A 21,033-nucleotide genomic window follows, 5' to 3' on the forward strand; every position below is an offset into this window, starting at 1 on the left:
TCTCATGGACGAGTTATTCCCGATCCGATCCTGGATGATCGCCGGGCGATGTCCCCTGTTTTATCTCATGAGCGTGTTACCGTGGCGACCATGTCCGACACCACCACCGTCGTCACGCCCGCCGAGCCGACCGGCACCGCGCCCGCCGCCGCTCCGCTGCGCGAGGTCGGCGCCCTCATCCGGGGCGCCCGCAAGGGCCGCAGCATGACCCAGACCCAGCTCGCCGAACGCGTCGGCACGAGCCAGAGCGCGATCAACCGCATCGAGCAGGGCGGACAGAACCTGTCGCTCGAGATGCTCACGCGCATCAGCGACGCGCTCGACCAGCAGATCGTCTCGATCGGCGGCGCCCCGCAGCGCGCCCACCTCCGGGTGCAGGGCGGTCGGAAGCTCAGCGGCTCCATCGCCGTGAACTCGAGCAAGAACGCCGCCGTCGCACTGCTCTGCGCGTCGCTGCTCAACCGCGGGGTCACCCGGCTGCACAAGGTGGCCCGCATCGTCGAGGTCGACCGCATCATCGACGTGCTCCGCAGCCTCGGGGCCACCGTCACGTGGTCGGAGGACGGCGAGGTCCTCGAGATCGTCGCCCCGTCGGACCTGCGACTGGACGCGATCGACGCCGACGCCGCCCGGCGCACCCGGAGCGTGCTCATGTTCCTCGGCCCGCTCAGCGGTCGCTACGGCTCGTTCCGTCTGCCCTACGCCGGCGGCTGCGACCTCGGCACCCGCACGGTCGAACCGCACCTCATCGCCCTGCGGCCGTTCGGCGTCGACGTCGAGGCGACCTCCGGCTGGTACGAGGTCGACGTGGCGAACACCGAGGTGCCGACGAAGTCGGTCGTGCTGACCGAGCGCGGTGACACCGTCACGGAGAACGCGATCCTCGCCGCGGCCGCCCGCGACGGCGTCACCACGATCCGCAACGCCAGCCCCAACTACATGGTGCAGGACCTCTGCTTCTTCCTCGAACTGCTCGGCGTGCAGGTCGAGGGCATCGGTTCGACGACGCTCCGCATCACCGGGAAGAGCCGTATCGACGAGGTCGTGGACTACTGGCCGAGCGAGGACCCGGTCGAGGCGATGAGCCTCCTGACCGCGGGGATCGTCACCGCGTCCACCCTCACGGTGACCCGAGCGCCGATCGAGTTCCTCGAGATCGAGCTCGCGACCCTCGCCGAGATGGGCCTGCGGTTCGACGTCAGCGAGGAGTACGCCGCCGCCAACGGTCGCACGCGCCTGGTCGACATCACGGTGCACCCGTCCGAGCTGCACGCGCCGATCGACAAGATCCACGCGATGCCGTTCCCGGGCCTCAACATCGACAACCTGCCGTTCTTCGTCGTCATCGCAGCGATGGCCGAGGGCACGACGCTCGTGCACGACTGGGTGTACGAGGGCCGGGCGATCCACCTGCTCGACCTCACCCGCCTCGGCGCGAGCGTCACCCTGCGCGACCCGCACCGCCTCGACGTGACCGGCCCGACGCACTTCTCCGGCGCCGAGGTCAGCTGCCCGCCCGCCCTGCGGCCCGCGGTCGTCATCCTGCTGGCGATGCTCGCCGCGAAGGGCGAGAGCGTCCTGCGCAACGTCGGCATCATCGCCCGCGGCTACGAGCAGCTGCAGGAGCGCCTCAACTCGCTCGGCGCGTCCATCGAGACGTTCCACGACTGACCCTCAGCACCGCCCGGGCGACCTCTCCGGTCACCGCACCCGACGGCCCGTCCCCGCAAGTGGGGACGGGCCGTCACCCGTTCCGGAGAACGCACCGGTGCCTCCGACGCGTCTGCCAGACGGGACGGATGCGCGATCCAGCCGACAGGTGCTGCATGGGGACATGGCCACGAGATCGCTCCTGACCGTCCCCCTCGTCCTCACCGTGGCGGCCGCCGCCGCCGCCGCGTGGGTCACCCTCGGCCCGGCAGCCGCCCTGGCCTTCGCCGCACTCGCCCTGCTCGAGATCGCGATGGCCGCGGACTCGTCGGTCCCGATGGCGGGCATCGCCGGTCGGCTGCACTCCCCCGCACGACGGCTCTTCCTGTCGCTCGGCATCGTCGCCGGAGTGCTCGCGATGCGCCTGCTCCTGCCACCCGCGGCCGTCGCCGTCGGCGGAGCGGCGGACCCCGCGTCCGCCGTCGACGAGGCCGTCTTCGCCCCCGGGTCCTTCTCGGCGCACCTCGCCGAGGTCCGTCCCGCACTGGCTGCCTTCGGCGCGGCCTTCATCTGGTTGGTCTTCGCCGAGTACCTGTTCAACACCGACCGCCTGTCACGGCGGTCCTGGCTGGGCGGTCTGGAGGCACGGCTCGCCCGGGTCGCGCGGCCGCGCGTCTGGTCCGTGGTCACCGCTGCGACCGGCGTGCTCGTCACGACCGTCCTGGTCGGACGCCACGACGCGTCGGCCCCTGACACGGTGCTGCCGGTCGCCGTCTGCGGCGCGGCCGGCGTCGGCGCGTACCTCGTGTCGAAGCGGATCGCCCGGTGGGCGCTGCGGGGCGTGGACGGCACGGACACCGGAGCGGTCGGAACGAGCGGCGCGTGGCGGGTCCACGCCTACGCCTCGACGGTGGTCTTCGAACGCGGGCTCGTCGTCTTCATGCTGTTCGAGATCCTCGACGGCGTGTACAGCCTGTCGGGGTCGGGCGTGCTCGGCGTGGACGGACTCGGTGCGCTCGAGCAGGCCGCACTCGCGGTCGCAGCCATCGCCGTCGGCGCGGTGTTCCTCGCCCGGACGACGTCGCGCCTGGACCAGGCGGCGACGCTCAAGCGCCTCCGGTACCTGAAGGCCGGGGCCGCGTACGTCCTCGGGGTCCTCGCGGTGCTGCTCTGGACGAGCCTGCTCGTGCCGGTCCCCGGGGTGGTCGTCGCCTGGTTCGGCACCGTCGTCATCGGTCTCGCGCTGGCCAGCTCGCTGCCGTGGCGGGCATGGGCGCGACGGTCCCGGCGGAGGACCCTGGCGGGCTGACGCGATCGCGGTCCGTGCCGCCCCTCACCGTTCAGGGGATCGGCACCGGCTCCCAGGAGACGAAGAGCTGCATCCGGAACGTCGGCGTCGTGTCCGACGGACGGAACCGCGAGCTGAGCGCCGCGGACATCCCGTCCGGCACGGGCACGTCGGTGCTCGCGCCCAGCCGCCCGCTCGTCTCCGTCCCGTCGATCGAGGGGACCGACTCGACCTTCTCCTGCAGCTCGTCCGCTCCGTTCGTCGGGAGGTCGGCCGACTCGAGCGCGTCCCGGTAGGCCGCGACCCCTGCGGCCGCACCGGAGGTCGTCGGTCCCTCGACCTGCAGGACGAACGACCGACCTGCCGGGGTGATGACCTCGCCGGAGGAGTCGGTGAGCCCGTCCGGGTAGTCGTCGACGGTGACGATCACCTCGCCGACCGGCAGGTCGACGACCCGGTCGCCCGGGAGGACGAAGCGTGCCGGTCGATCATCGGTGGAGCTGTAGGCGGCGACCGCGTTCCGGACCGGCGACTCGCCGTCGGTGTCGACGCCGAACGCCTCGACGCTCGGCGTGCCGGTGAGGTCCCAGACCTCCACGCCGTCCTCGAGGCGCATGGCGGTCGGGGTGGGGCCGTTGTGCTGCACGTCGGTCTCGCTTCGGTCGGGACGGGTGGAGGGGTCGGACTGGGCCCCCGGTGGCGGGCCGGCGCAGCCCGACAGCAGGGCGACGACCGCGGTGGCGACGACCGCTGCCGCGATCCCTGGGCGACGAGCGTTCAGTGCCATGCGAGCTCCGAGTCGTGGAGGTTGTCGAGGAGTTCCGGGATGCGGTTGTCGAGCCGACGTTGCCGGATCCGATCGGGGACCGACCCACCCACGAGTCCGCGGGCACGGTCGGGGTCGTCCTGGACGAGCTGCTGCCACGCGGGCAGCGTGTCTCCCTCGATGTAGTCCCACCGGGTATCGAACTCCGAGATGTTCCCCTGGGGGATGTACCAGTGGTCCACCCAGCCCTGTGTGCCGGGGCTGAAGGGGTTCACGTCGACCGGTACGTCGATGCCGCCCTCGAACTGGCCGAGCGTCTTGGTTCCGGGGATGGACGCGTCGCCGACGATCCCCAACATCGTCGTGAGGGCCTCACCGGTCGGCTCTCGGTCGTGCATCTGCTGGTAGGCGCCCTGGATGGTGTCGCGCTGCTCGCGGAGCAGCAGGGTCTCGTTGCCCTGTGCGATGCGGTCCTGGTCCCCCGTGCGCCTGCCGGCGTCGATGTCCTGCCAGGCGGAGTACGTCTGCCGCTCCGACAGCGCGGCGTCGACCGGGTCGTCGTTCGCACCGCGGAGGAGCCCCGCGGCACGGAGCTCGTCGATGCTCGTCATGCCGCCGTCGAGGTAGGCCTCGTGCATCGTCGAAGCGTCCAGGAAGATGTCCTTCTGCATGCCGAGGAACGTGCGTTCGTAGAAGGCGATCTCGTCGTCGCCCATCCCGGCCAGCTGGTCGATGAGCGGTCGGATCGACGGAGGCGCCAGCGGACGTGCCGTCTGGATGTGGTCGCGGAACGAGTGCAGGTCGAGGAAGCCCGCCGCGAAGTCCGGGCCGACCATGTTCGCCATGCCGGCCCACGTGAAGGCGGGATCGTCGAGGTACAGGCTCGCGTAGTACTCGTACGAGCCGGCGACCTGCGGCATCAGTGCCGGAGCTCCACGGTCCAGCTGCCACGTCGCCATGTCGATGCCGACCTTCTCGGCCGCACGGGTCACGTACATGCGTTGCAGCACGTCGGCGTACCGGGTCGGCGGCAGGTCGGCGGCGCGGGCCGCTCCGACGATCGCCGACAGCACCGTCGACGACGTCCCCCACGCGGGTGGATCCGCGACGAGCCGGTCGAGGACGTCCGGGTTCGCCGCCAGCCACGCCGCTCCGACCTCCGGATCCATGTGCGACAGGACCTCGAGGGGGTCGACACCCTCGGCGGAGAGGGCGGCGGCGACGACGAGGTCGAGGACCCGGTCGGTGAGGGTGCCGTTGCCCGCCTGCTCGAAGGCGCCAGCGACGTGCTCGATCCATCCTGCGTCCGCGTCGTTCTCGTCCACGAGGCGCCGAGCGCCGTCGACGAACCCCGGGCCGCCGGTCGGCACCCACGAACACGAGGCGACGAAGCGCGACCACGCGGTCCCGACCCGGTCCACCTCGGCGCGGAGCGCGGTGTCGGCCGCTCGGGCGTGCGTCACGAAGCTCCGGAGGTCGGTCGGGTCGGCGCTGCTCGTCGCGGATCCGGAGCCGGTCGAGGTCCTGGTGCGCTGCGTGGGCGAGAACGCGACGGCGACCGTCGGGGGCTGCACGGGCGGCGCGGTCGGCCGCGGGTCGAAGAGCCCCTCCACCCCCGAGGCGATCCACTGCACCGCGTCGTCGTCCCGTCGTTCAGCGCGGTCCGCCTCACGCGCGTCCCAGGCCGCGACGTCGGCGAGCCGAGCGCGCTCCTCGGCGGCCAGCTGCGTGGCGAGCCGGACCTGCCGCGCCAGGTCGTCGAGCACCGACGCCAAGCGGGCTCGATCCTGGGCCTCGGTCGCGCACGCCTGTTGGAAGAGGCGTGCGTACGCGCCCCGGAACTCCTGCGACGCCGACTCTGCCGAGCTGCGTCTCCCTGCCCCCTGCTCAGCGAGGACCCGGTCTGCGTGTGATGCTGCCGTCACGAGTCCCTGCGCGGCGCCGTCGTCGAACTGTACCCCCATACAGGTGGAGCATAGCCGCCCTCCACCATCCGTGCCGGACCGATCGGGAAGGACGTGCAGCACGTTCGGCGTTGACTGACGCGTCGCAACGAATCCTGAGGAGACACGTGCTCGGTCCAGAACTGGTGGTGGCCCTCGGGCTCGCCATCGCCGTGACGGCTGCCGTCGCGGACCGCATCAGGATCGCGCCGCCCGTGCTCCTGCTCGTCATCGGCGCGCTGCTCGCCTTCGTCCCCACCTTCGGTCGGGTCGAACTGCCCGCCGAGGCCGTGCTGCTGCTGTTCCTCCCCGCACTGCTCTACTGGGAGAGCCTCACCACGTCGCTCCGGGAGATCCGCAAGAACCTGCGCGGCATCGTGTTGATGGGCACGCTGCTCGTCGTCGTGACCGCCGGCGTCGTGGCGACGCTCCTGCACCTGCTGGGCATGCCCTGGGGGCCGGCCTGGGTGCTCGGCGCAGCGGTTGCCCCGACCGACGCCACGGCCGTGGGTGTGCTCACGAAGATGCTGCCCCGCCGGAACGTCACGGTCCTCCGCGCGGAGAGCCTGGTGAACGACGGCACCACCCTGGTCGTGTACGGCATCGCGGTCGCCGTGACCGTCGGGACGCAGGAGCTCACGTTCTGGAACGTCTCCGGCATGCTCGTCCTGTCGTACGTCGGCGGGGTCGCGGCCGGACTCCTCGCCGCGTGGCTCGGCTCGCTCGTGCTCCGACGGGTCGACACGGTCGTGCTCGAGAACCTCGTCACGCTGCTCGTGCCGTTCGCGGCGTTCCTCGGCGCCGAGGCCGTCGGCGCGTCCGGGGTGCTCGCCGTCGTCGCCGCGGGCATCGTCGTGAGCCAGGTCGCTCCGAAGCTCGACCGGGCGGAGACCCGCCAGCAGGTCCGCGCCTTCTGGTCCTTCCTGACGTACCTGCTCAACGGTGCGCTGTTCGTGCTCGTCGGCATCGAGGCGATGGTCGCTGCCCGTGCCCTCGCCGCCCGTGAGCTGTGGAGCGGCGTCGGTCTCGTGCTCGCGGTCTCCGTCGTGCTCGTGCTCGTGCGGTTCGCCTTCGAGGGCACGATCGGAGGAACCGTCTGGCTCGTCACCCGGCGGTTCGGCGGCGAGCCGCGGGAGGGTCGACGCGACCGACTGGTGAGCGGCTTCGCCGGGTTCCGCGGTGCGGTCTCCCTGGCGATGGCGGTGGCGGTGCCGCGCACGCTCGAGTCCGGGGGCGCCTTCCCCGACCGCGACCTCATCGTGTTCGTCACCGCCGGCGTCGTCGTCGTGACCATCGTCGGCCAGGCACTCGTGCTCCCCGCCGTCCTGCGGCGCGCGGCGCTCCCCGAGGACGAGTCCGTCGGCGAGGAACGCCGCTACGCCGAGCGCACGGCGGTCGAGGAAGCGCTCGACGCGCTCCCCCGCCTGGCGCGCAGGGCAGGTGCCGACCGGGCGACGATCGACCGCGTCCGACGCGACCTGGAGGCCCACCTCGACGTGATCCAGGCTCGGGAGGAGGACGACGAGGACCACCCGACGCTGCAGCGGCACGACGCGACGGTCGCGCTCGAGCTCGCCCTGGTCCGGCACAAGGCCGCCACCCTGCTGCGGCTGCGGGACGACGACGAGATCGACGACCTGGTGCTCCGGCAGGTGCGCGCGGGCTACGACGCCGAGGAGGCGCGGCTCGAGGGATCGACGCCGAGCTGAGCCCGCCCCGTGGGCGGTTGCTCGAGCGGCCCCGCCACGGGCACAGCGCCCGGCCCGAGCGCTGACGACACCCAGGGAGCCGCACCGGGCGTCGCCCAGACGAGGCCGTCGGCAGTGAAGGCGAGCACGTCGACGTCTCCGTCGGCGGTCAGTCGCCGGAGGTCGTCCTCGTCCCCGGCGACGACGGCCGTCGCGAGGACGTCCGCCGTCAGGACGTCGTCGGCGACGACGGTCGCCTGCACGAACACGGGCGCGCTCCGCCGCCAGATGTGCTCCCCGCGCTCCGCGGTCCCCGAGGTCGCGACCGCACGTCGGCTGCCGCCGAGCCGCACGACCCCGACGACGGTGTCCCGACGTCCGGGATCGACGACACCGACCGACCACGGCTCGTCGGGTCGGTGGGTGCCGCGGACGAGTACGTCGCCGCCGGCGCTGAGCATCCAGGCGTCCGTGCCGGTGTCGAGGACCTCCCCGGCGTCACGGATCGCGAGTGCCTTGACGACGCCGGACAGGTCGATCACCCCGTCCGGGCGGTGGGGCGTGAAGGCACCACCGGTCCGATCCCGCCACGACAGGGCGAGCGCGTAGACGTCCCGGACCGCGGTCGGCGCATCGGACAGCCGGAGCGACCCGGCGGCGATGCGGCTCAGCACCGAAGCGGGGTCCCAGAGGCTGTAGCGGTGGTCGTACCCGGCGAACACGGCGCGGACCGCGGACGCGGCCTCCGGAGTGGCACCGCGGAGGCTCACGACGGTCCCCATCGTCTCGAACGTCAGGACGCTCACAGGCCGGCCTGGTCGATCGCGGACTGCAACGACGTGGTGTAGCCCCCGCTCGTGAACGTCGCGCCGCTCACCGCCTGGATCTGCGCCGACTGGGTCTGCAGGGCCTCCTGCCGGAGGATCGGGGCGGCCTGCTGGCTGATCGCGACGGAGCGGCCGTCCCGGTCGGTCAGGTGCAGGGGGGTCACGTCGGTGATCTTCCCGTCGGCGACGGTGATCTGCACCTGGACCTCGCCGTACTGCGTCTGCGCCGCGGCACCGGTGAAGGTCCCGGAGTCGGACGCGCCGGACGAGCCGGATGCAGACGAGCCGGACGCCGACGAGCCGGTGCCGGACGGTCCCGGCGACGCCGACGAGCCGGAGGTCCCGCCCGAGCCGGCGCTGCCGGACGACCCGCTCCCCGACGTCGTGCCCTGCGCCGGTGTCGTCACGGCCGGCTGTCCGCCGAGCTGCCACCCGATGGCGAGCACCGCCACCGAGGACAGGACGCCGCCGACGACCACCCGGGCCCTCACGACCCGAACCGTTCCTGGTGGATCTGGTGCTCCGGGACGCCGGCGAGCCGGGCCTCCCGCACCACCAGGTCGGACCACGCCTGCGGCCCGCAGACGTAGAGGTCGGACTCGAGCAACCGCGGGAACACCGACCGCAGGCTGACCCCACGACGGAGGTCGTCCTCCGTCATCCAGCTCTCCTGCGACCTCGCGCGGTGCCCGACCACGGCGAAGAGGGTGCTCCCGGTCGCCGCAGCGAGCTCCGCGGTCTCCTGCCACAGGTACTGCTGCTCGGCGTCGGTCCCCCGCAGGAGCACCGTGGCCTCGCCGGGACGCAGGTCGGTGTCCTCGAGCAGCGCGCGGACCGGCGTGATCCCGATGCCCGATGCGACGAGGGCGAGGTACGGGGCCGTGCGGGCCCGGGTCGTGAACAGGCCGTAGGGGCCCTCGAGGGACACCGCGGTACCCGGCCGGATCCGCCCGAGGCGCGCGGACCCCGCTCCGAGGTCGCGCACGGTGATCCGGGCACGCTCTCGTCCGGGCACGGCCGAGAACGACACCGGGTGGGCGTGCCACCAGGTCCGCGCGGACCAGAACCGCCAGACGCCGTACTGGCCGCCGCGGGCACCCAGCCGGTCGAGGTCGCGGCCCGCCAGGTGGATCGACACGACTCCGGGAGCGATCGGCTCCACCGCCACCACCCGGATGCGGTGCCGCAGGCTCACGACCACCGGTCGGACGAAGCGGTGGACGACGACGAGACCGAGCGCGACGGCGTACGCGGCGATCCAGTACACCCGCTGCCAGGTGCCCTGCCCGAGCACGCTGCCGACGCTGAGCATGTGCGGCAACGCGACGAGGACGGCGGCGTAGCTGAGCAGGTGGACGACGTGCCACGCCTCGTACGGCAGTCGACGCCGGACCGCGACGAGGGACGACACCACGACCGCGACGAACAGCCCCAGGGCGAGGTACGCGAGCGGCATGTCCGGCGTGGAGAAGAGCGAGACGGTCTCGGCGATCGGGCCGGTACCCGACGACGCGCCGTAGCCCAGCGTCAGCAGCACGCCGTGTGCCAGCAGCAGGTACAGCACGGGCTCGCCGAGCGACCGGTGCACCGCGATCGCCTTGTCCTGGCCGAACACGCGGTCGATCAGCGGCACGCGCGCGGCGAGCACGAGCATCACGAGCACCAGGTCGGTCGCGACCAGACCGGCGACGATCCCGGTGTCGGTGAGCACGCCGCCGACGCCCGAGACCGAGTGCGATCCCGGCGAGGCCAGCCAGAGCGCGACGGCGACGGCGGCGGACGCCCACGCGAGGACACCGAGCAGGTCGGTGACCGCAGCACGGCCGCGACCGGATCGGCGACGGCGCCGGGCGGCGACCTCGAGGGGCTCCGCGGGCGGTGCCGGGAAGTGCCGCGGCGGAGCCGCCGCGGCACGTCGGGTGGGGCGAGCGGTGTCGATCATCGTCTCGTTCCTCTCCAGCAGGTGATCGGGTGACGTTCAGCATCGACACCGGTCCCATGAAGCAGCCCGGAACGACGGCCCTGCTTCGTTCGAGACCTCGAACGAAGCAGGGCCGTCCCCGGGCCTCAGCGCGCGGGCAGTCGCACCACCGCGACGGCGCCGCCGCCGGGTGCGTTCGCGAGCGTGGCCTCCCCGCCCGCCCGCTCGGCGAGCCCTCGGACGAGCGCCAGGCCCAGTCCGCTGCCACCGAGGACGGCCCGCCGTGCGTCGTCGGCACGGGTGAAGCGGTCGAACGCACGCGGGAGGAAGTCCTCCGGCACACCGGGACCGTCGTCACGGACGACCAGCTGCAGTGCGCGGTCCTCCTGCCGGACCAACGTGATGCCGACCTCGACGTCCGGAGCGCCCGCGGCGATCGCGTTCGCGACGAGGTTGTCGACGACCCGTCCGAACGCCGCGGGGGTGATGCCGTACCGTTCGGCACCGTCGGGCACGTCCACGGTGAAGTCGACCCCGCTGGTCCCCCCGAGCGCCCGAGCCCGGTCGACACTGCCCATCAGCTCCGTCACGAGCTCCGCTGCGGTGGTCGACGGCGTGGCCTGCGTCTCGTCGAGCCGGCTCAGCTCGAGCATGGTGTCGGCGAGTGCGGTGAGACGCGCGGCGTCGGACTCGGCGGCCGCCAGCTCCCGCTCGAGCGCGGCGGCGTCACCGGACGACCGGTGCGCGAGCTCGAGTCGTGCCGTCAGTGCCGCGAGCGGCGTCCGGAGTTCGTGGCTGGCGTCGGACACCATCCGTCGTTCGCGGACCGCGTTCTCGCGTTGCCGGTCGATGAAGGCGTTGAGGGTCCTCGCGAGGTCGGCGAGCTCGTCCTCCGACGGGCCGACGGGCAGGTGCCCGGTCGCGTCCCCGCCGCTGAGCGCCTCGGCGGTCCGACGCATCCGCGCGACGGGTCGGAGCGCGACGGTCGAGAGCAGCCAGGCGGCGAGGCCCGATGCGACGAGCGCGAGCAGGGTCCCCACGACGAGCGAGCGGTCGACGCGTTCGACCGTCTCGTGCCCGGCACGGCCGTCCTGCGCAGCCCACACGACGAACCGTCCGTCGGCGCTCGCGACCGGTGTGCCGACGAGCGTCGCGCTGCGGTGCCCGTCGCCGAGCCGGAGCGTCGTGGTCGATCGTGGGACGCCGTCCGGGAGCGACCGGCGGAGGTCGTCCGGCAGCGTGTCGACGATCCACTCGCCGGTCGAGGAGCGGATCCCCACGAGGACGCCGTCGGCCGGTCGGTCGGGCGCCTCACCCGGGTTGTCCCGGAGGTCGGCGACGAACGGCGCCGCGTCGCCGACGGCGAGGGACCGGTCGGTCTCCAGCGTGGCCTGCCGCACCTCGGCGTGCAGCACGAGCGCGACCAGGGAGAGCACGACCGCGCCGACGAGCACGCTCCCGATCGTGATGCGCGCGCGGACGGACAGCCGCCGCATGAGCCTCACGGACGGGACACGACGTCGAGCGCGTAGCCGACGCCCCGCACGGTCCGGATGGCCACGTCGGCGCCCGAGGCGTGCAGCTTCTTCCGCACGTAGCTGACGTACTGGTCGACGATCGTGGGGTCGAAGTGCTCGGCGCTCCCCCACACCTCACGCAGCACCTCCGCCCGGGACCGGGTCTCCGGCGCCCCCTGCACCAGGTACCGCAACAGCGAGAACTCCTTCACGCTGAGGGGCAGGTCCCGGCCCGCCACGGTCGCCCGGACGGTCACGGTGTCGAGTCGGACGGCGCCGGCCTGCACGACGGTCACGGCACCGGCGGACCTGCGGCGGAGCTGCGCCCGGATCCGGGCGTTGAGCTCGGCGATCGCGAAGGGCTTCGTGAGGTAGTCGTCCGCGCCGGCGTCGAGCCCGAAGACCCGGTCGTCGACGGCATCCCGCGCGGTGACGAGGATCACCGGGAAGTCCTGGCCCGTCTCGCGCAACCGACGACACACCTCGAACCCGGTCATCTCGGGGAGCATGACGTCGATCGCCGCCGCGTCGAACGACCGCGCGGCCGCAGCCACGAGCGCGGCGACGCCGTCGGTGACCACCGTGACCGCGTGCCCCTCGCCGACCAGTCCACGCTCGACGAGCGCGCCCATCGCCGGGTCGTCCTCGACCACCAGGATCTCCGCCACGTGCACCTCCGTTGCGACGATCATGCACGACGGACGCCGTCAGGAGGTCGGGACCTGCCCTGCCCGGAGCATCGCGCGCTCGAGCAGTTCGAGGTCGATGCCGACGTGCCGACGTGCGAGCACCCCCGCGTCGACCGACCGCCCGGCGCAGACGGCGTCGACGAGCCCCTCGTGCTCGAGCAGGGCACGGTGCTCCATCTCGGCCATGCCCTCGGCGGTGCCCCAGAGGTGTGCGGGCGCCGCGATCGACACCTGCGACTCGAGGTCGGCGAGCGCCGCTGCGAGCACGGCGTTGCCGGCGGCGTCGATGATCGCTCGGTGCAGCACCGCGTCCGCCTGCTGCTTCTCGAGCCCGGACGCGGCGGCGCGGAAGTCCTCGAGCCGGGTGCGCAGCGTCGTCCGGCCGTCGTCGGTGATCCGCTCGGCCGCTGCGGTGGCGAGTGCGCCGTGCAGCAGGGCGATCGCGTCGGTGGTGTCGCGGATGCCGGCCCAGCGTGCGAGCAGCGTCCGGGCGACGGCGTCGGAGGACGAGTCCGGCCACTGCGAACGGACGAAGGTCCCGCCGCCCCGTCCTCGACGTGTCTCGAGCAGGCCGCGGTCGACCAGTCGCGCGAGGGCCGCGCGCACGGTCACACGTCCGACACCGAGGAGCACGGCGAGCTCACGCTCGGGCGGCAGCCGGGAGGCGGGCAGGTACTCCCCGACGGCCACGGCGGTGACGAGCCGGTCCTCGACCTCGTCGACACGGGTCTCCGTCGCGCGATCTGACACTCGGCCCCCTCCTTGCGTTTCGTCCACGTTAAAGGACGAGAAAAGGTATTGCAGAGAACCTTTGCCCGGTCCATGCTGTGCGTCATGTCCCGCATCACCGAAGGCACGATGCCGTTCCAGGACGGCGAGACCTGGTACCGCGTCACCGAACCCGACGCCCCGACCCCCGGTGCGCTCCCGCTCGTGGTCCTGCACGGCGGCCCCGGCATGGCGCACGACTACCTCCGGAACCTCGCGGCACTGGCCGACGAGACCGGTCGCACCGTCGTGCACCACGACCAGTTCGGCTGCGGCCGCAGCTCCCACCGACCCGACGCCCCGACGGAGTACTGGACCCCGCAGCTCTTCGTGGACGAGTACGCGGCCCTCGTGGACCACCTCGGTCTCGGCGACCACCACGTGCTCGGCCAGTCGTGGGGCGGCATGCTCGGCTCCGAGATCGCGGTCCGGCAGCCGGAGGGCCTCCGCTCCCTGGCGATCTGCAACTCCCCCGCGTCGATGCAGCTCTGGGTCGAGGGCGCCGCCGAGCTCCGCGCGCAGCTGCCCGAGGACGTGCAGGCAGCCCTCACCCGACACGAGCACGCCGGCACCGTCGACGACCCCGAGTACCTCGCTGCCACGCAGGTGTTCTACGAGCGCCACGTGTGCCGCGTCGTCCCCATGCCGCAGGACTTCGTCGACTCTGAGACCCAGATGGAGCAGGAGCCGACGGTCTACCACACCATGAACGGGCCGAACGAGTTCCACGTCGTCGGCACGATGCGCGACTGGACGGTCATCGACCGGCTCGACCGTGTGGTCACCCCGACCCTCGTCGTCGCCGGTGAGCACGACGAGGCGACGCCCGCCACGTGGCAGCCCTTCGTCGAGCGCATCGCGGACGTCCGCCAGCACGTCTTCCCCGGTGCGAGCCACTGCTCGCACCTGGAGCAGCCCGAGGAGTTCCGCCGCGTGGTCGCGGCCTTCCTCGCCGAGCACGACGACCACGCACTCAGCGACCAGCCCACGGGCTGACCCGACCCGGCCCACCAGGCCGACCGTCCGTCGGACGGGAGGCGCGTCCTCACCCCCACCACGCGCCTCCCATCCGACACCTCCCACCGGACCAGCGCGTCCCACCCCGCCACGCGCCTCCCGTCCGTCATCCCCTTCCCACGCACCGTCTCCCCGAACGGAACCACGATGTCGCAGCAGCACAGCGAGCTCTCTGCACAGCAGCAGCTCGAGGCCTACGGCTACAAGCAGGAGCTCAAGCGCTCCGTCTCAACCACCGACCTGCTCGTCTACGGGCTCGTCTTCATGGTGCCGATCGCCCCGTGGGCGATCTTCGGCACCGTCTACAACGCCTCGAGCGGCATGGTGCCGCTCGTCTACCTGGTCGGCCTCGTCGCGATGATCTTCACCGCGCTCGCGTACGCGCAGATGGCGAAGTCGATCCCCCTCGCCGGCAGCGTGTTCTCGTACGTCGGTCGCGGCATCCACCCCACCGCCGGGTTCTTCGCGGGCTGGGCGATCCTGCTCGACTACCTGCTCGTCCCGACGCTGCTCTACGTGTTCGCGGCCGAGAGCATGGTCGGCATCTTCCCCGGCACGCCCCGCTGGCTCTGGGCACTCGTGTTCGTCGCGATCAACACCGTGATCAACCTGCTCGGTGTCTCGTCCCTCAAGCTCGCGAACCGCATCTTCCTGCTCATCGAGCTCGTCTTCGTGGCGATCTTCGTCGTCATCGCGATCGTCGCGTTGACCGGCGGGACCGTGCCCGGCGCCTCGTTCAGCACCGACCAGGTGTGGGACCCGTCGAAGGTGTCCGCACCGCTCATCGCGAGCGCCCTGTCGATCGCCGTGCTGAGCTTCCTCGGCTTCGACGGCATCTCGACGCTGTCCGAGGAGTCCACCGGCCGCCGCGGTGGCGCCGGACTCGCGATGGTCCTGGCACTCGTCATCGTCGCGTTCCTGTTCGTGCTGCAGACGTGGCTCGCGTCGGCGCTGGCGGGCGGTCGTGACTCGTTCCCGGAGGGCGAGGCAGGGAACGCGTTCTTCACCATCGTCGAGCAGGCCTCCTCGAGCGGGTGGGCGACCGCGTTCTTCGCCGTCAACGTGCTCGCCGTCGGCATCGCGAACGCCATGGCCGCCCAGGCCGCGACGAGTCGCCTGCTCTTCTCGATGAGCCGAGACCGGCAGCTGCCCGCGTTCCTGCACAAGCTGAACGGCAGGCTCGTCCCGCAGAACGCGATCATCGTCGTCTCGGTGCTCTCCGCGATCCTCGTGCTGTTCTTCGTCGGGCAGATCGACACCATCTCGTCGCTCGTGAACTTCGGCGCGCTGTTCGGCTTCATGCTCCTGCACGTGTCGGTCGTCGTGCACCACGTCGTGAAGGGGAGGTCCCGCAACTGGCTGCTGCACCTCGTCGTGCCGCTCATCGGCTTCCTGATCATCGGCTACGTCCTGCTCAACGCCGCCGTCGAGGCGAAGGTCGGCGGCATCGTCTGGCTCGTCGTCGGCGCCGCGGTGTTCCTCTACTACCGCCGGACCGGCCGCTCGACCGAGGTCGGGTCGGAAGAGCCCGGCACACTGGGCGAGGGGTCCGTCGGCGGCCTCGACACCACCACCACGGAGAAGGGCCACCGATGACCACCCCCGACCACTTCCTGCCGAACACCCTGGGGCGGCCCGGGTTCGCCGCCGACCGGGAGCCGGTGCTCCGGATCACCCCGGGCACCGGCGAGACGATCGGCTTCGAGACCACGGACGCCGTCTACGCCGAACTCGACGAGCACCACGACCTGGCGCAGCTGCAGGCACCGATCAACCCGGTCACCGGCCCCGTCTGGGTCGAGGGTGCCGAGCCCGGTGACGTGCTCGCGGTGCACATCCACGACATCCAGCTCACCACCCACGGGTGGTCGGTGTCGCTGCCGGGATCGGGCGCGCTCCAGCACATCATGCCCGAGGGCGTCTTCGCCCGTCGCTGCCCGATCGAGGACGGCGTGGTGCACGTCACCGACCGGCACGCCTTCCCGGTCCGACCGATGATCGGCTGCATCGGCGTCGCACCGGCATCGGGGACGAACTCGACGATCATGCCGGCGTACGCCGAGGGCGGGAACATGGACGTCACCGAGGCGCGTCCCGGCTCGACCGTGTACCTGCCGGTCCGGGTGCCCGGTGCCCTGCTGTCGGTCGGGGACATCCACGCGATCATGGCCGAGGGCGAGTCGTCCTTCGTCGCGATCGAGGCGCAGGGCACCGCGATCGTCTCCGTCGACCTCCTGCAGGGCGGTCGGCCGATCCGTGCGCCGCGCATCGAGACCGACGACGAGTGGCTCTTCGTCGGGCTCGGCGACCCCGTGCAGGAGAGTGTCCGACGCGGCTACGAGGACGCGTTCGCGTTCCTCGTCGAGGACCACGGGTGGACGGCCGAGGACGCCTACGCGGTGCTCAGCGCGGTCGGCGACTCGAAGCTCGGCGGGCCGACCGGTTCCGGCGACCCGGAACCGCTGCACCCGTTCGCAGCGGTCGGGGCGGTGACCCTGCACCGGGTGCCGAAGGCGGTTCTGTAGCGGACGACGGACGGGAGGCGCGGGGCGGGGCCGCCACGGGCCTCCCGTCCGGTGGTCCCCGCGGCACCATCGTGCCCGGTCGTGCGGACCGGCCCGCGGGCCGACCGCGTGCTCAGTCGTCACCGAGCACGACCGTCGGATCGTCGACCTCGGCATCCGGCGGCGCCGACGCCGTCGGCTCGGGCACGCCGTTCACCGGTGGGTCCCACGCCGCTGGGCGACCTCGCCGGACCGCGGTCGGCCTGCGGCCCGCGCCGCGGGCTCGGGCATCGCCCGCCACACCTGTCCCCAGACCTGCTCGTACTCGACGCGGGACACCTGCCCGCGACGGACGGCGTCCTCGACCAGGCAGAGCAGGTCGAGCGAGGCCTCGAGGAGCCGGACGTCGCCGTGCACCTCCGGCTGACCGTTGCCGTGGAACACCGTGACCGTCAAGCGTCTGACCCCGGGACGCAACCGCCGTGTCGCCCGGACGAGCAGGACGGGACCGGCGGCGTAGAGCAGGACGGCGACGACGAGGCCGACCGCCGGCACGCGGTGCAGCGCCACGACGAGTGCGACCGCTACGAGTGCGCCGGCCGCACCCCAGACCTGGAGCGCTCGGAGCAGCAGGAGCTCGCCCGCGGTGGTCCCCGGGGCGTGCACCTCGAGCGTGCGCCCGCTCCACAGTGCGCGGGAGACGGGCTGCACGGTGCACCGGCCCCACGGGTGCCACCCGGTGCGCCGTGTCGGGAGCGGTCGTCGGTCTCGGTTCGTGTCCACGACGACCAGCCTGTGGCGGACTGTTCGGGGCCGAGCCGGTCCTGACGGCGTCCTGACGGCTCGGACCGGATCCCGTACGACGTCCTGACGCTGCGACGTCGGGCCTGCGTCGTCCGTCCTCCGCCCGCTACCGTTGCCGGATGGACGACCACGCCCTCGCCGCTGCCCTCGTGACCGACGCCGCCCGGCTCGCGGCCGACATGCGTCGGGACGGGACCGACGCGGAGCGGAAGACCTCGGCCGCCGACCTCGTCACCGCCGCCGACCGCGCCGCCGAGGACCTCGTCCGTCGGATGCTGCTCGAGCACCGCCCGGACGACGGGGTGCTCGGCGAGGAGGGCACCCGGTCCGAGGCGACCCACGGACGCCGGTGGACCGTCGACCCGATCGACGGGACGTTCAACTACGTCGCCGGCCTGCCCGCGTGGTGCAGCGCGGTGTCGCTCGAGGTCGACGGCGTGCTCCGGGTCGGTGCGGTCCGTCGTCCGCTCGCCGACGAGACGTGGGTGGCGTCGGACGGGGTGACGACCCGTGACGGCGAGGCCGTGCCGCCGGTGCAGGACGTGACCCTCGCCGCGACGAGCGTGGCGACCTTCCTCAACAGCTCGCACCTGCGCGCCGCCGAGGCGGCGCCCATGACGGCGCTCCTGGCAGCGGCGGCAACGGTCCGGATCAGCGGGTCGGGGTCCTGCGACCTGGTGGACGTCGCAGCGGGCCGCATCGGCCTCTGGGTGCAGACCGACTGCGCCGACTGGGACTGGCTCCCGGGGCGGGCGCTCGTCGACGGCGCCGGTGGCGCGGCCACCGTCGTCCGGGCCCACGGGCACGACTGGCACCTCGCCGGAGCCCCGACCGCGGTGCGCGAGGCCGCCGAGCTGCTCGGCGCCTGAGCAGCACCCTGCGCGGAGGGGCGGCACTGCCCGAAGCCGCCTCCTCCGCACCGCCCGGTGCACGTCGTCGTGCACCGGGCGCGTCCTCGGTGGTACCCCCACCGAGACGTCCGGCCGTCAGGCCGTGGCCTGCAGGCGGTCCTGCTCGTCGACCGCGATCTCCACCGTGCCGGACGCGGACGGTCGGCCGAGCGCACGGTGCTCCCAGCCGGCCGCGCGGTACGCGTCCGCGTCGAGCGCGTGCCGGCCGTCGACGATGCGTCGGTGGTGGACGAGCGCGCCGAGGTCGTGCGGGTCCACCGTGCGGAACTGCTCCCACTCGGTCAGCAGCACGACCACGTCCGCATCGATCACCGCCGCGGTGAGCGACGGCGCGTACCGCAGGGTCGGGTAGGCGCGCGCGGCGTTCTCCATCGCCTCGGGGTCGTACACGGTGACGACGGCACCCGCCTCGTCGAGCATCCGTGCGACGTCGAGCGCCGGCGCATCGCGGATGTCGTCGGAGTTCGGCTTGAACGCCGCGCCGAGCGCCGCGATCCGCTTGCCCGCCAGGTCCCCCTCCGCCATCTCCGTGACCAGGTCGACGGTCCGCTGGCGGCGGCGCAGGTTGATCGCGTCGACCTCGTCGAGGAAGCGGACCGCCTGGCCGACACCGAGCTCCTGCGCCCGGGCCGAGAACGCGCGGATGTCCTTCGGCAGGCACCCGCCACCGAAGCCGAGGCCGGGCTTGAGGAAGCGGCCGCCGATGCGGGTGTCGTGGGACAGGGCGCCCGCCAGGACGCTGACGTCCGCACCGGCCGCCTCGCAGACCTCCGCCATCGCGTTGATGAAGGAGATCTTCGTCGCGAGGAACGAGTTGGCGGCCACCTTGACGAGTTCCGCCGTCGGCAGGTCGGCCACGACCAGCGGCGTCCCCTCGTCGAGGACCGGGCGGAAGGCTGCACGCAGCTGCGCCTCGGCCCACGCCGTCTGCACGCCGAAGACGAGCCGGTCGGGGTGCAGCGTGTCCTGCACGGCGTAGCCCTCGCGGAGGAACTCCGGGTTCCAGGCGACCTCGACCTCGGTCCCGGCGGGGGCGACCTCCGCGACGAGCGCGGCGAGCCGTTCGGCGGTCCCGACCGGCACGGTCGACTTCCCGACGACGAGCGCGCGGCGGTCGATGTGCATCGCGAGCTCGCGGAAGGCGGAGTCGACGTACGTCATGTCGGCGGCGTGCGACCCCCGCTGCTGGGGCGTGCCCACGCAGACGAAGTGGACGTCGCCGAACTCGGCGGCCTCGCGCAGTGACGAGGTGAACCGCAGCCGACCGGACGCCAGGGCCTGCGCGAGCTGCTCGGGCAGGCCGGGCTCGTGGAAGGGCACCCGGCCGGACATCAGCGCCTCGACCTTGGCGGGGTCGACGTCGACGCCGAGGACCTCGTACCCGAGGACGGCCATCGAGACGGCGTGGGTGGCGCCGAGGTACCCCGTGCCGATGACGGTCAGGCGGGGCTGGTGGGCGACCGGCGGCATCGCGGTGTCGGGGATGGGTGTGACGGAAGCAGACATGGGAAGGGCTCGCTCTCGGGTCGCGAAGGGTGGGTGGTGACGGACCGCGGTGGCCGTCGGGTGTCAGTCGGTGCAGGCCGTGGTGCTGAACTCGTTCGAGCCGACCACGGTGTTGTCGCAGGAGACGGTGTTGCCCTCGACGGGTCGGAGGGCGAACGCGACGCCGTCGGTGTTGCCGAGGTCGACGCGGTTGTCGGTGAAGGTGTTGTCGGTCCCCCAGCCGGACAGCAGTTCGTGGGTCTGGAAGCCGTCGAGCGGTGAGCGGACGCCCCGGTTCCCGGTGACGGTCCACCCGTTCCCCTTGACGTCCACCCACGAGTCGGCGTGGTTCTCGCCCTGCATCCCGACACCGTCGAAGGAGTTGTCGGAGAGGGTGCCTCCGGTCGTCCCCTCCTTGATGTCGACGTTCTCGGCAGCGGTGTCGGCGATGGTGTTGCCCGTGACGACGTTTCGGTCGCTGCGGTCCTCACGGCAGTCCGAGACCTTGCACCAGTTGCTCTTCGAGGAGCCGATGTAGATGCCCTCGCCGAACTGCGGCTTCCGGAGACCGGTCCTGCTGACGCTGTTGCCGCGGACGGTGTTGTCGCTGCTGTCGGCGCGCAGGTGGATCCCCTCGTCACCGATGTCGGTGACCGTGAGGCCGTCGACCGTCGAGTGCTGGACGTCGTCGAACATGACGCCCTTCTGCCCGTTGCGGACCGTGAACCCCTCGAGCCGCCAGTAGGACGCGCCGTCGAGGTGCAGGACGTACCCGCCCTCCACGTCGCCGCCGTCGAGCACGGCGTCACGCGGGCCGCACAGCGTCACGGGTGCGTCCGACGTCCCGGCCGCGGAGGCCTCGAACCGGCCGGTGTACGTGCCGGACGCGAGCCGGATCACGGCCCCTGCTCGAGCGTCGTCGAGTGCCTTCTCCAGGGCCTTCGCCGTGCTGACCGTCGTCGTCGCGGCGGCGTCGCACCGGGCCGTGTCGACCGGGGAGGCCTGTCCCGTCCCGGCGTCGGGCGATCCAGTCGCGGTCGCGTCGGGCGTCGCACGGGTGTCCGGGACACCGTTCGGCGTCGCGGCCGGGGTCTGCTCGACGCTCGGCGTCGGCCGGGGGCGAGCGGCCTGCTCGTCCCCCCGGTCCGCACCGCTCGTGGCGGCCCACACACCGCCGACCACCAGCGCTCCGACCGCCAGGCCCGCTGCGCCGACGACGAGGTGTGACCGCAGGCGACGGGGTCGTCGCGTCACC

18 protein-coding genes are annotated in these 21,033 nt (G+C 72.6%); 7 read left to right on the forward strand and 11 right to left on the reverse strand.

Going from position 1 to position 21,033, the window contains the following annotated elements; translation table 11 throughout:
* Positions 1-90 precede the first annotated feature (90 nt).
* Positions 91-1,671, forward strand: a complete 1,581-nt coding sequence (locus JOD95_RS02270; protein WP_209682713.1) for a UDP-N-acetylglucosamine 1-carboxyvinyltransferase — start codon at positions 91-93, stop codon at positions 1,669-1,671.
* A gap of 163 nt (positions 1,672-1,834) precedes the next feature.
* Positions 1,835-2,959: a DUF475 domain-containing protein gene (locus JOD95_RS02275; protein ID WP_209682714.1), complete on the forward strand. Its 1,125-nt coding sequence runs from the start codon at positions 1,835-1,837 to the stop codon at positions 2,957-2,959.
* 31 nt (positions 2,960-2,990) lie between these two features.
* Here the strand turns inward: JOD95_RS02275 and JOD95_RS02280 are convergent, their stop codons facing one another.
* The gene (locus JOD95_RS02280) at positions 2,991-3,725 is read right to left on the reverse strand and encodes a hypothetical protein (protein WP_066654178.1); all 735 of its coding nucleotides are present in this window, start codon (positions 3,723-3,725) and stop codon (positions 2,991-2,993) included.
* A complete protein-coding gene (locus JOD95_RS02285; RefSeq protein ID WP_209683418.1) occupies positions 3,716-5,668 on the reverse strand; it encodes a hypothetical protein in 1,953 nt (650 codons plus the stop codon). The genes JOD95_RS02280 and JOD95_RS02285 overlap by 10 nt, the downstream gene beginning before the upstream one ends.
* Positions 5,669-5,775: 107 nt before the next feature.
* Here JOD95_RS02285 and JOD95_RS02290 point away from each other — a divergent pair, with 107 nt between their 5' ends.
* Positions 5,776-7,356 carry a Na+/H+ antiporter gene (locus JOD95_RS02290; protein WP_307810348.1) on the forward strand — a complete coding sequence of 527 codons (1,581 nt, stop codon included), beginning with the start codon at positions 5,776-5,778 and terminating at the stop codon, positions 7,354-7,356.
* On the opposite strand, the gene JOD95_RS02295 is transcribed toward JOD95_RS02290, so the two are convergent.
* The 6 genes from JOD95_RS02295 to JOD95_RS02320 all read right to left on the reverse strand — a co-directional run bounded on the left by JOD95_RS02295 (position 7,311) and on the right by JOD95_RS02320 (position 13,039).
* Positions 7,311-8,141: an FAD:protein FMN transferase gene (locus tag JOD95_RS02295; protein ID WP_251160253.1), complete on the reverse strand. Its 831-nt coding sequence runs from the start codon at positions 8,139-8,141 to the stop codon at positions 7,311-7,313. The genes JOD95_RS02290 and JOD95_RS02295 overlap by 46 nt on opposite strands.
* Positions 8,138-8,653, reverse strand: a complete 516-nt coding sequence (locus tag JOD95_RS02300) for an FMN-binding protein (RefSeq protein ID WP_209682717.1) — start codon at positions 8,651-8,653, stop codon at positions 8,138-8,140. Before JOD95_RS02300 ends, JOD95_RS02295 begins: the two co-directional genes overlap by 4 nt.
* On the reverse strand, positions 8,650-10,104 hold the full coding sequence (locus JOD95_RS02305; protein ID WP_209682719.1) for a ferric reductase-like transmembrane domain-containing protein: 1,455 nt from the start codon (positions 10,102-10,104) through the stop codon (positions 8,650-8,652). The genes JOD95_RS02300 and JOD95_RS02305 overlap by 4 nt, the downstream gene beginning before the upstream one ends.
* Positions 10,105-10,229: 125 nt before the next feature.
* The gene (locus JOD95_RS02310; RefSeq protein WP_245171351.1) at positions 10,230-11,579 is read right to left on the reverse strand and encodes a HAMP domain-containing sensor histidine kinase; all 1,350 of its coding nucleotides are present in this window, start codon (positions 11,577-11,579) and stop codon (positions 10,230-10,232) included.
* A 5-nt stretch (positions 11,580-11,584) separates the two neighbouring features.
* A complete protein-coding gene (locus tag JOD95_RS02315) occupies positions 11,585-12,292 on the reverse strand; it encodes a response regulator transcription factor (protein ID WP_066654164.1) in 708 nt (235 codons plus the stop codon).
* Positions 12,293-12,307: 15 nt separating this feature from the next.
* Positions 12,308-13,039 carry a FadR/GntR family transcriptional regulator gene (locus JOD95_RS02320; RefSeq protein WP_209682724.1) on the reverse strand — a complete coding sequence of 244 codons (732 nt, stop codon included), beginning with the start codon at positions 13,037-13,039 and terminating at the stop codon, positions 12,308-12,310.
* 84 nt (positions 13,040-13,123) lie between these two features.
* Between JOD95_RS02320 and JOD95_RS02325 the strand changes: the two genes are divergently transcribed.
* The 3 genes from JOD95_RS02325 to JOD95_RS02335 all read left to right on the forward strand — a co-directional run bounded on the left by JOD95_RS02325 (position 13,124) and on the right by JOD95_RS02335 (position 16,599).
* The gene (locus JOD95_RS02325) at positions 13,124-14,053 is read left to right on the forward strand and encodes a proline iminopeptidase-family hydrolase (protein WP_245171081.1); all 930 of its coding nucleotides are present in this window, start codon (positions 13,124-13,126) and stop codon (positions 14,051-14,053) included.
* A gap of 168 nt (positions 14,054-14,221) precedes the next feature.
* Positions 14,222-15,670 (forward strand): APC family permease, encoded by a 1,449-nt coding sequence (locus tag JOD95_RS02330; protein WP_245171083.1) that lies wholly within the window; start codon positions 14,222-14,224, stop codon positions 15,668-15,670.
* Positions 15,667-16,599, forward strand: coding sequence for an acetamidase/formamidase family protein (locus JOD95_RS02335; RefSeq protein ID WP_209682727.1), 933 nt, complete (start codon positions 15,667-15,669; stop codon positions 16,597-16,599). The genes JOD95_RS02330 and JOD95_RS02335 overlap by 4 nt, the downstream gene beginning before the upstream one ends.
* 192 nt (positions 16,600-16,791) lie before the next feature.
* Here JOD95_RS02335 and JOD95_RS02340 read toward each other — a convergent pair whose 3' ends face one another.
* Positions 16,792-17,361, reverse strand: coding sequence for a DUF6611 family protein (locus tag JOD95_RS02340; RefSeq protein WP_209682729.1), 570 nt, complete (start codon positions 17,359-17,361; stop codon positions 16,792-16,794).
* 140 nt (positions 17,362-17,501) lie between these two features.
* On the opposite strand from JOD95_RS02340, the gene JOD95_RS02345 reads away from it, so the two are divergent.
* Entirely contained in the window at positions 17,502-18,251 is a 750-nt protein-coding gene (locus tag JOD95_RS02345) for an inositol monophosphatase family protein (RefSeq protein WP_209682732.1), read from the forward strand.
* A 117-nt stretch (positions 18,252-18,368) separates the two neighbouring features.
* On the opposite strand, the gene JOD95_RS02350 is transcribed toward JOD95_RS02345, so the two are convergent.
* Positions 18,369-19,799: a UDP-glucose/GDP-mannose dehydrogenase family protein gene (locus JOD95_RS02350; RefSeq protein WP_209682735.1), complete on the reverse strand. Its 1,431-nt coding sequence runs from the start codon at positions 19,797-19,799 to the stop codon at positions 18,369-18,371.
* Between the two features lie 63 nt (positions 19,800-19,862).
* The gene (locus JOD95_RS16800; RefSeq protein ID WP_066654146.1) at positions 19,863-21,032 is read right to left on the reverse strand and encodes a right-handed parallel beta-helix repeat-containing protein; all 1,170 of its coding nucleotides are present in this window, start codon (positions 21,030-21,032) and stop codon (positions 19,863-19,865) included.
* Between the last annotated feature and the right edge of the window lies 1 nt (position 21,033).

The organism is Curtobacterium sp. 1310 (genome assembly GCF_017834105.1).
Taxonomy (GTDB): Bacteria; Actinomycetota; Actinomycetes; order Actinomycetales; family Microbacteriaceae; genus Curtobacterium.

What these genes read in the sequence shown, in the direction of transcription:
- JOD95_RS02270 (WP_209682713.1), top strand. Translation starts at nt 91, where the DNA reads ATGTCCGACACCACCACCGTCGTCACGCCCGCCGAGCCGACCGGCACC.
- JOD95_RS02275 (WP_209682714.1), top strand. Translation starts at nt 1,835, where the DNA reads ATGGCCACGAGATCGCTCCTGACCGTCCCCCTCGTCCTCACCGTGGCG.
- JOD95_RS02280 (WP_066654178.1), bottom strand. Translation starts at nt 3,725, where the DNA reads ATGGCACTGAACGCTCGTCGCCCAGGGATCGCGGCAGCGGTCGTCGCC.
- JOD95_RS02285 (WP_209683418.1), bottom strand. Translation starts at nt 5,668, where the DNA reads ATGGGGGTACAGTTCGACGACGGCGCCGCGCAGGGACTCGTGACGGCA.
- JOD95_RS02305 (WP_209682719.1), bottom strand. Translation starts at nt 10,104, where the DNA reads ATGATCGACACCGCTCGCCCCACCCGACGTGCCGCGGCGGCTCCGCCG.
- JOD95_RS02310 (WP_245171351.1), bottom strand. Translation starts at nt 11,579, where the DNA reads ATGCGGCGGCTGTCCGTCCGCGCGCGCATCACGATCGGGAGCGTGCTC.
- JOD95_RS02315 (WP_066654164.1), bottom strand. Translation starts at nt 12,292, where the DNA reads ATGATCGTCGCAACGGAGGTGCACGTGGCGGAGATCCTGGTGGTCGAG.
- JOD95_RS02325 (WP_245171081.1), top strand. Translation starts at nt 13,124, where the DNA reads ATGTCCCGCATCACCGAAGGCACGATGCCGTTCCAGGACGGCGAGACC.
- JOD95_RS02330 (WP_245171083.1), top strand. Translation starts at nt 14,222, where the DNA reads ATGTCGCAGCAGCACAGCGAGCTCTCTGCACAGCAGCAGCTCGAGGCC.
- JOD95_RS02335 (WP_209682727.1), top strand. Translation starts at nt 15,667, where the DNA reads ATGACCACCCCCGACCACTTCCTGCCGAACACCCTGGGGCGGCCCGGG.
- JOD95_RS02345 (WP_209682732.1), top strand. Translation starts at nt 17,502, where the DNA reads ATGGACGACCACGCCCTCGCCGCTGCCCTCGTGACCGACGCCGCCCGG.
- JOD95_RS02350 (WP_209682735.1), bottom strand. Translation starts at nt 19,799, where the DNA reads ATGTCTGCTTCCGTCACACCCATCCCCGACACCGCGATGCCGCCGGTC.